This is a genomic window from Bradyrhizobium sp. P5_C12 (assembly GCF_054049735.1).
Map to the genome: position 1 here is coordinate 141756 of NZ_JBFULU010000015.1, position 7641 is coordinate 149396.

The window sequence follows — 7641 nt, forward strand, 5'->3', positions numbered from 1 at the left end:
CGCCGCCCCGCTCATTAAGATGCCCGCAACAAGAATAAGCGGGAGAGGCGTCATGAAGTTCGGCATCTTCTACGAGCTGCAACTGCCGCGGCCCTGGGTGGCTGGTGACGAACTCAAGCTCTACCAGAACGCGCTCTCGCAGCTGGAACTCGCCGACCAGCTCGGCTACGACCACGCCTGGGTCGTCGAGCATCATTTCCTCGAGGAATATTCGCATTCGCCCTCGCCGGAATCCTTCCTCGCCGCCGCGAGTCAGCGCACCAAGAACATCCGGCTCGGCCATGGCATCCTTCAGCTCACCACCAACCATCCCGCGCGCGTCGCCGAGCGCGTCGCGGTGCTCGACCTGCTCTCGAACGGCCGCTGCGAATTCGGCATGGGGGAAAGCGCCTCCATCACCGAGCTCGAGCCGTTCGGCCGCGACATGGAGACCAAGAAGGAGGTGTTCGAGGAGGCCGTAGCCRCAATCTTTCCGATGTTCAAGGACGCGGGCAGCGAGCACCACGGCAAGTATTTCGACATCCCCTTGCGCAATGTCGTGCCGAAGCCGATGCAGAAGCCGCATCCGCCGCTGTGGATGGCCTGCTCGCAGCTGCCGACCATCGAGCGCGCCGGGCGACACGGTTTTGGCGCGCTCGGTTTCCAGTTCGTCAGCGCGGATGCCGCCCATGCCTGGGTGCACGCCTATTACAATGCGATGACCAAGCGACTCGCAAAGCTCGCCGACTACGAGATCAATCCGAACATGGCGCTGGTGTCGTTCTTCATGTGCGCCAGGACGGATGAAGAGGCGCGCGCCCGCGCCGACGGTGCCACCTTCTTCCAGTTCGCGCTGCGCTTCTACGGCGCATCGCAGAACCGCCAGCGGCCCGCGCCCTACACCGTCAACATGTGGGACGAGTACAACAAGTGGAAGCGCGACAATCCGGAGGCGCAGGAGGCGGCGCTGCGCGGCGGCCTGATCGGTTCGCCCGACACCATCCGCAGGAAGCTCAAGCGCTTCCAGAGCTCGCATATCGACCAGGTCATCCTGCTGAATCAAGCGGGCAAGAACAGCCACGAGCACATCTGCGAATCGCTCGAGCTGTTCGGCCGCGAGGTGATGCCGGAGTTCCAGAACGATCCGGCGCAGGCGGCCTGGAAGAGGAGCGTCATGAGCGGCGAGATCAAGCTCGAGGAGATCGACACCCAGGCCTTCACCGACCGCTACGGCAAGCTCGCGGTCAACGTCGCCCCGGCGAGGGTGGTGGCGGGGTAGGGCGCGCACTCGCCAAAATCAATCCTTTGTCGGACGCGTTTTTGGCCGCCGATTTTCAGCCAGCGTAATCGCGCCGGTCGCCACCAGGACAATGACGATGACCGTGGCAAGCGCCTCCACCGAGGCCAGGGTGTCGTACCAGCGGTTCCAGAGCTCAAGCATGCGCTGGCCTCCATCGAGCGGGTGTCCACCAGCGATAAAATACGCTCCGTCGAAAGGACGTGCCTTCGCGCACAAGGACAATGCTACGTTTCGTCGCGCGCGGTTTGATCGCGCGGCAACATGACCTATGCCCGACGCCCGAATATCGAGCGAAGGTAGGTTCCGGTCGCCGTGCACTGAGATCGCCCGCGGCTATGTCGAAGATGTTGGCTGACTGTGAAGTAGTTTACATCCCCTGTTCTTGGCCCGGGCTAATGTGGCGGAAGCTTCTTGCTTTGAAGGAGGCATCCAATGCTCGCAGCAATCAAATGGAACTCCCGATACAACGCTCGCGAATGGGTGATGATGGTTGGCGTGCTCGCCGTCCAACTCCGTGCACTGAATGCAAATCGACAGAAGGGTAAAAGCAAGCCAAGGCGGCCACCCTGGAAACACTTCGACGACACCCATCATTGGGACGCAGCCGCGGAGGAATGGGTCCCCAACATGATCGGTGATCATGCAACGCATGATGCGTTCCGCAGGCCGAACTCCGAGACGTCAAGATCCCTTCGCTGACGGGGCTTCTGGCACCTTTACGCGGTCATGGGTTGACGTCCGTTGGCGGCGCCAAAGGGGACGTGCGGGGATGCCGTCGGGATCGACGCGAATGACCGAGCTGAGACATTGGCGCGGGGCTTCTGTCCCGCGTTTTGCGTTTAGGACCACGGCGGCTCTTCGCTCGCCCCGGCCGCCTCGTGGTGGGTCGTGACCCCCGCCGAACGCAAGCCGGTCAGCAATACAGTTCTTACAGAGGCCGGGTCGAATCCGATATCCTTGGCGTTTGGCGGATGTGCCTCGCTGCCCTTCAATCGGAGCGCCAAGTGCAATTGCTCGCAAAGGTGCTGAACGACGAGATTGACCTGATCGTCAGTCATGATCTGCTCTTCCCGCTACCATTTTGCTACCCAACTAAGTAGCACACATGAAAATGGGGCGGTACGCGATCGGGCCGCCCCAAGGATCAACCCCACGCGATTGCCCATGGGCGAGCTCCAAGATCGTCGGCCTATCGGGCGGACCGGAAGTGACTGGCGGGTGACTAGACGGTTCGATGTCCTCGGCCATAGGCCCCGGCTCGGCAGCGCACCGAAGAGGCCGCTGCGCTGCGTCCGGCGCACGAGACCTCACCGGGACAATCGCTCTCGTGTCCCGGACGCGCTGCAGCGTGTAACGCTGCTGCGCAGAGCCGGGACCCGCGCCGCAGGGAGATCGTGGCGCCTTCCGGCGCGCTGCCGTTGCTGATATCCTCCGCCAAAAGACCTTTTGGAGGAATACGATGCGGTCTCGCCCGGTGCCCGCAAATCCGGCGGCTAGCGATGTCACGCCCGCGGTACTCGCCATCGGCCGCCCCGATTTCCCAAAGGTTCTGATCGACACAATGCGCAGCCAGGCCGGAGTCGGCCATTGCATGGTGTTCGCGCTGGCGCGGAACGGTTTGGCGCGCTGCCTGCTCGATGTCGGCAACATCCCGATCGGCGCGGATCTCGGCGCCGCCTATGCCGGGCAGTTCCACGAATCCGATCCCAACCGTGATGCAATGTTCGAGGGGCAGGGCACTGCGCCGATCATGCTGCCGGCCTTCGCGCCGCGCATGTACGGCGCGCGCTATCGAAAAATATTCTTCGACGAGTCCGGCATCGTCGACAAATGCGCCACCGCGATCTGGGTCGACGACACCTGCTTCTACGTCAATTTCTACCGCATCGCCGCCCAGGGCCGCTTCAGCAACGCCCAACGTGCGCGGCTTCGCGCCATTGCACCGGCGATCGGCGCCAGCGTCGCGCGCCATTTCCAGCAAGGTGCGACGACCGAGCAGACTCTCGCCGCGCTGTTCGCGGGGCGCGCGCCGCTCGCCGACCTCACGCCGCGCGAGCAGGAGGTCTGCCGCCGCATTCTCCTGGGCTTCAGCTCCGAGGCGATCTCGCAAGCGCTCGGCATCAGCCTGCATTCGACCCTGACCTACCGCAAACGCGCCTATGAGCGGCTCGGCATCTCTTCGCAGAACGAGCTGTTTTCGATCGTGCTGGGCTTGCTCGCAGGACCACGCGGCCTGAACTGAGAGCTACGCTTAGTCCGCGATGTCTGCTTGCGAGCGCAAAGCGGATGCGCAGTCCGCCCGTCGGGATCGTCGCCTTTGACCCGGAGCGGAAGTCGCAGGCCAAGACGGTCCGAACCTCTGGCACGGACACCAGCCAAACGAATCCGGCGGTGGCGCAAATGCGAAGTGCCGCGGCGTCTACTAGGGCGACCTTCGCATGGACCAGAGGATAGCGTTCGTGAGGATTCGCTGGTAGCGGGCGTCCTGCCAAACTGACGGCTCGTGGCCTAGCGCCGAATAAAATACTCGTCCCTCGCCATAGAATCGGGTCCAGGTGAGAGGCCAGCCATAGAATCGTTGATGCACGCCGGTCTTGCCAAGGTCCACCGAGCTTGGGTCGAGGCGCAGGAGCACGCGTGAACCACGATAGTCGAAGTCGCTGATTTGGTAGATCTCGTCCTCGACTTCCAACGAATTCCCGAGAAAAGCCACCAGGGGATCGCCAGGATCAACCACCTCAATCTTCACGGCCTGATGCCAAGGATGACCATTAAAGTAGCCGCCCACCAGATCGAGATAGTCCGGCCAAGCGTAGAATGTGTCCGTCGCCGAATGAACGCCAAGGAACCCGCGGCCCGAGCGCACAAAGTTGAGAAGAGCTCTCTTTTGCGCGTCGCTCATCGGAAGTTCTCCGGTTGTGTAGAACATCACCGCTGCGTAGCGCTCGAGGTTTTCGGTAGAAAATTCAGACGTGTCTTCCGTTGCAGTGACTTCAAAGACACCCGAATTGCTTCCGAGCTGGGTCAGGATTACCTTAGAAAGCGGTATGACATCATGCCGGTAGCCGGCGGAGTATGTGAAATAGAGGATGCGCTCTGGCGGACGCTCCGGATGCGCGCCGAGTGATCGGATTGCCGCCGCGCCGCCGAGGAGCGCGATGAACTCACGTCGCCTCACAATCGCCTCCGCCAAAACCAACCATGTGCTGAAGAAGCCTAGCACAGATCAGCCCGGCGCCGACCCTGGGGCATCGCCCTCTGGTGTCCTATGCAACACTGCTGGCCCATCAGCGAAGTGGCGAACCGTCTTATTGAGGTCCGCTACGTGGGTGGAAGCGGACTAGTTTTGCTCAGGCCGGGTTCTTCGCGTTTTGACCCACAGCAGACATTGCTTCCGCGACGCACGGGAATACTACCGTTCCGGTTTCGACTTCCACTCAACCGCCAGCTTCTGCGCTTCGGCGATCTGTGCCGGAGTCATCTGCTGCGCGATGCGATTTCGATTGCTGATCGCATCTTGGTCACTTCGCGCAGCCGCCAAACTGAGCCACATGTATGCTTGAATACTGTCTTGCGGCACGCCTAGTCCCGTAGCGTAACAGAGGCCAAGATATACCTGCGCTCCAATATGACCTTGGTCTGCAGCGCGGCGAAACCACTTCGCAGCCTCGATCCGGTTCTCGGACACGGCCACGCCCGCGAAATGCAGGACCCCGACGTTGAACTGCGCACCATCGTTACCGCGCTCGGCGGCAAGGTGATACCACTTCAATGCTTCAGCTTTGTTCTGAGGCACCCCATTGCCGTTGTCGTACAAGGTCCCCAGGTTGTACTGGGCGAAGGTATGGCCTTGATCGGCTGCGAGGCGCCACCACTTTGCAGCCCTAGCGTAATTTTTCGGCACACCTTGGCCGCCGTCGTACATGAACCCGAGTGCGTACTGCGCCTCAGCATTGCCTTGGTCGGCCAGCGGACGCCAGAGCCGTAGCGCGGTTGCGTAGTCGCGTCTGCTATGCGCCGCCTGCGCATCCTCAAACGGCCCCGCAACAGCGCCTCCCGCCATCGACAGCGGCGAAGCGAGCGCGAGAAGGACCAGGAGGATTCGGACGATCGGCATGAGAAACCTCAATTGGCGTCGCGCGATCGGCGCGGCACGCACCGCCGTCGCGACGATGGCGGCTTGTTTGTCGCGGGCCGCCGGCGAAAGGTTCACCGCCGACGGCCTCTTGCGGGCACAAACGAACGACCATTGCGCATTAGCCCGGATCCGTGCTTTTGCAAGCATGTCGCCTATTGGCCCATCAGCGAAGTAGTGGCGCACCTTATTGAGGTCCGCTCAGCGAGGCATGGCGGACCAGATTTGCTCAGGTTGAGTTCTTCGCATTTTGACCCATAGCAGACCTGCACCCGAGCATTCGCCGAGTGGCCGCCTTAGCCTCGCAGTGGCAGCGGGATGGAAGCAGTTAACGCGCGAGTGCAATCACTTCGTAATCTTAATTTGCGCGAAGGCGTCCCACCGAAATTGCTCACCCGCGCCGACGAGTTGATCGAATAACTCGCTCCTAGCTGAGGCGCTTGGGTCCACACCTAGCCCGAGCCGACTCGCGCAGCGCTTCATCGCACTCCGCTTCCGGGCGTATTCAGACCTTGAGAAAGCATTGGCGAGGTCTGGCAGTGACCCGGCAGCTGACTCTGGATGTAAGCCTGAAGTAGACCGGGCGCTCTAGCACCCGTCGTCTCCTTCCACGACGGTCGACAGGAAGCTGGAACGAGCCAGATCACATGCAATCGGTTTCGCGAACGAGGTGCCAAACCATCTACTCGTCAACGAACCATCGTTGGTGACCCAGGGGATTGGCGGCAGTTGCGGCAGATAAGATGCATACGGCATCACTTTCGCAAGCGTCACTCTGACCAGATACTTTGCTAGAAAAGTCTCGTTCATTCCGCCGTCCAGTCCGCTATAGATCGGGGCTGCCGGCACGTTGTCATTGAGCAATCGCGCGAATTCGAGTTCGTCGGTACGTTGCTTCTCAAGCGCCCGCCGCGCAATTTTGGAATCCACGACAAACGCGGGGCATTTATCGGTGGGACTGAACACGAGAGGATACGGCGAATTTAGTGGAGCTTGCGCATCGAACACATAGCGTCGATTGCACACGTCCACCTTAGGTTCGAGATGCGTCGTCTCGAAGTGATCGTTGCCGACTTTGAGCATTTTCCAGAAGGAGAGGTTCGGAGAATTTCGATGCTGCGCCAGGTTTGCCGGCGTCAGGCGGAATGGATAAGCCTGGACCTGAAAGGACGGTCGGCCGCCAAGGGAGTCCCGCGCTAGCGAATAGATCTCGCTTATCTGTTCGTCGGTCATGGCATAGCAACCGCTCGATGAGCAGTCGCCATGGATCATGAGTAAGCTGCCGTCGCGATTGTTTGCCTTGTCGAAGCTGTTGGGAAAGCCGACGTTGATCGCGAGATGGTAATCGGAGTTGGGATTCATCAGCTCGGGAGTAATCGTATAGAACCCCTCTGGAGCCTGACGGTCACCCTCCTTCAGTTTCGGCCCGAGATCTCCCGACCACCGACAGATCGGGTACACCTTGAGGATTTTGAAGAGGCCGGTGGTGTCCTGTTTCCAGACTTCGAGCTCCGCCTCTTGCTTGAAGACGCGCACAAGGATAGGCGAGTATTTTGGCATCTTCTTTTGTCGGAGCAGCGAGAGCAACGCCGGTGGTAGCTCCTTTGTAGCCTTGGCCGGCAAGCGGTTGCTGTTTTCGCCAAGGCAGGTGGCCGGCGACAACGCCGCTAAAAAGGCTGCAGTCAGCACAAGCGCACGGAGTGCCGTGGCGCCGATCATGACCTTACCTCGGGCGTGGAATCTGCTCATTTGGGTAGCGTGTAGTCAGTGGGTTCGTAAGGCAAGCCCAGATGGACGCAGTCACCGGAGAAGTTCGAGCTTATCGTTGGCCTGGGGGATGCCAAGACGCTAGGTCTCGTCGTCCGCTTCTGGCCCTTCGGCGAAGTGGCGGCGTCGCTCCACGAGGTCCGCTTATTGAGGCATGGCGGACAGGATCTGCTCAGGTTGAGTTCTTCGCATTTTGACCCAAAGCTGACAATTGCAGGTCACGATCGGGTTGCTACAGTGACACGATACCGACGGTGCCGTGCTGCGCGCTTCCGGGGAAGGAATCTTCAGATGCTTCGTAATCTGATAGGCGTGATAACCGTAATTTCGGTGATCGGCATTTCGTTCGCGTCGTTTTATCTGAGTATCGAAATGGCGAAGAAAAGGGTGGCGGCCTGGAGAAGGGGATCGACTTACATGTTCGTTCGTTCGAACGGCATGGGCGGCATTCAGCGAAGAG

7 protein-coding genes are annotated in these 7641 nt (G+C 60.6%); 2 read left to right on the forward strand and 5 right to left on the reverse strand.

All coding sequences use genetic code 11. The features are described 5' to 3' along the window. Window positions 1–52 precede the first annotated feature (52 nt). Window positions 53–1258 carry an LLM class flavin-dependent oxidoreductase gene (locus ACXJMY_RS16340; protein ID WP_456620353.1) on the forward strand — a complete coding sequence of 402 codons (1206 nt, stop codon included), beginning with the start codon at window positions 53–55 and terminating at the stop codon, window positions 1256–1258. 18 nt (window positions 1259–1276) lie between these two features. Here ACXJMY_RS16340 and ACXJMY_RS16345 read toward each other — a convergent pair whose 3' ends face one another. Then, the gene (locus ACXJMY_RS16345; RefSeq protein WP_456620354.1) at window positions 1277–1420 is read right to left on the reverse strand and encodes a hypothetical protein; all 144 of its coding nucleotides are present in this window, start codon (window positions 1418–1420) and stop codon (window positions 1277–1279) included. A 698-nt stretch (window positions 1421–2118) separates the two neighbouring features. Beyond that, entirely contained in the window at window positions 2119–2337 is a 219-nt protein-coding gene (locus ACXJMY_RS16350) for a hypothetical protein (protein ID WP_456620355.1), read from the reverse strand. 401 nt (window positions 2338–2738) lie between these two features. On the opposite strand from ACXJMY_RS16350, the gene ACXJMY_RS16355 reads away from it, so the two are divergent. Then, complete coding sequence (locus ACXJMY_RS16355; protein ID WP_456620356.1) at window positions 2739–3521, forward strand: helix-turn-helix transcriptional regulator; 783 nt, start codon at window positions 2739–2741, stop codon at window positions 3519–3521. A gap of 180 nt (window positions 3522–3701) precedes the next feature. Here the strand turns inward: ACXJMY_RS16355 and ACXJMY_RS16360 are convergent, their stop codons facing one another. From ACXJMY_RS16360 to ACXJMY_RS16370, 3 genes are all read right to left on the reverse strand, one after another. Further along, window positions 3702–4502: a ThuA domain-containing protein gene (locus ACXJMY_RS16360; RefSeq protein ID WP_456620357.1), complete on the reverse strand. Its 801-nt coding sequence runs from the start codon at window positions 4500–4502 to the stop codon at window positions 3702–3704. Between the two features lie 189 nt (window positions 4503–4691). Continuing rightward, window positions 4692–5600: a tetratricopeptide repeat protein gene (locus tag ACXJMY_RS16365; protein ID WP_456620358.1), complete on the reverse strand. Its 909-nt coding sequence runs from the start codon at window positions 5598–5600 to the stop codon at window positions 4692–4694. A gap of 402 nt (window positions 5601–6002) precedes the next feature. Continuing rightward, entirely contained in the window at window positions 6003–7133 is a 1131-nt protein-coding gene (locus ACXJMY_RS16370) for a L,D-transpeptidase family protein (RefSeq protein ID WP_456620359.1), read from the reverse strand. Window positions 7134–7641 lie beyond the last annotated feature (508 nt).

Coding starts and splice junctions, on each gene's coding strand:
- ACXJMY_RS16345 (WP_456620354.1), bottom strand. CDS start 1,420: ATGCTTGAGCTCTGGAACCGCTGGTACGACACCCTGGCCTCGGTGGAG.
- ACXJMY_RS16350 (WP_456620355.1), bottom strand. CDS start 2,337: ATGACTGACGATCAGGTCAATCTCGTCGTTCAGCACCTTTGCGAGCAA.
- ACXJMY_RS16355 (WP_456620356.1), top strand. CDS start 2,739: ATGCGGTCTCGCCCGGTGCCCGCAAATCCGGCGGCTAGCGATGTCACG.
- ACXJMY_RS16370 (WP_456620359.1), bottom strand. CDS start 7,133: ATGATCGGCGCCACGGCACTCCGTGCGCTTGTGCTGACTGCAGCCTTT.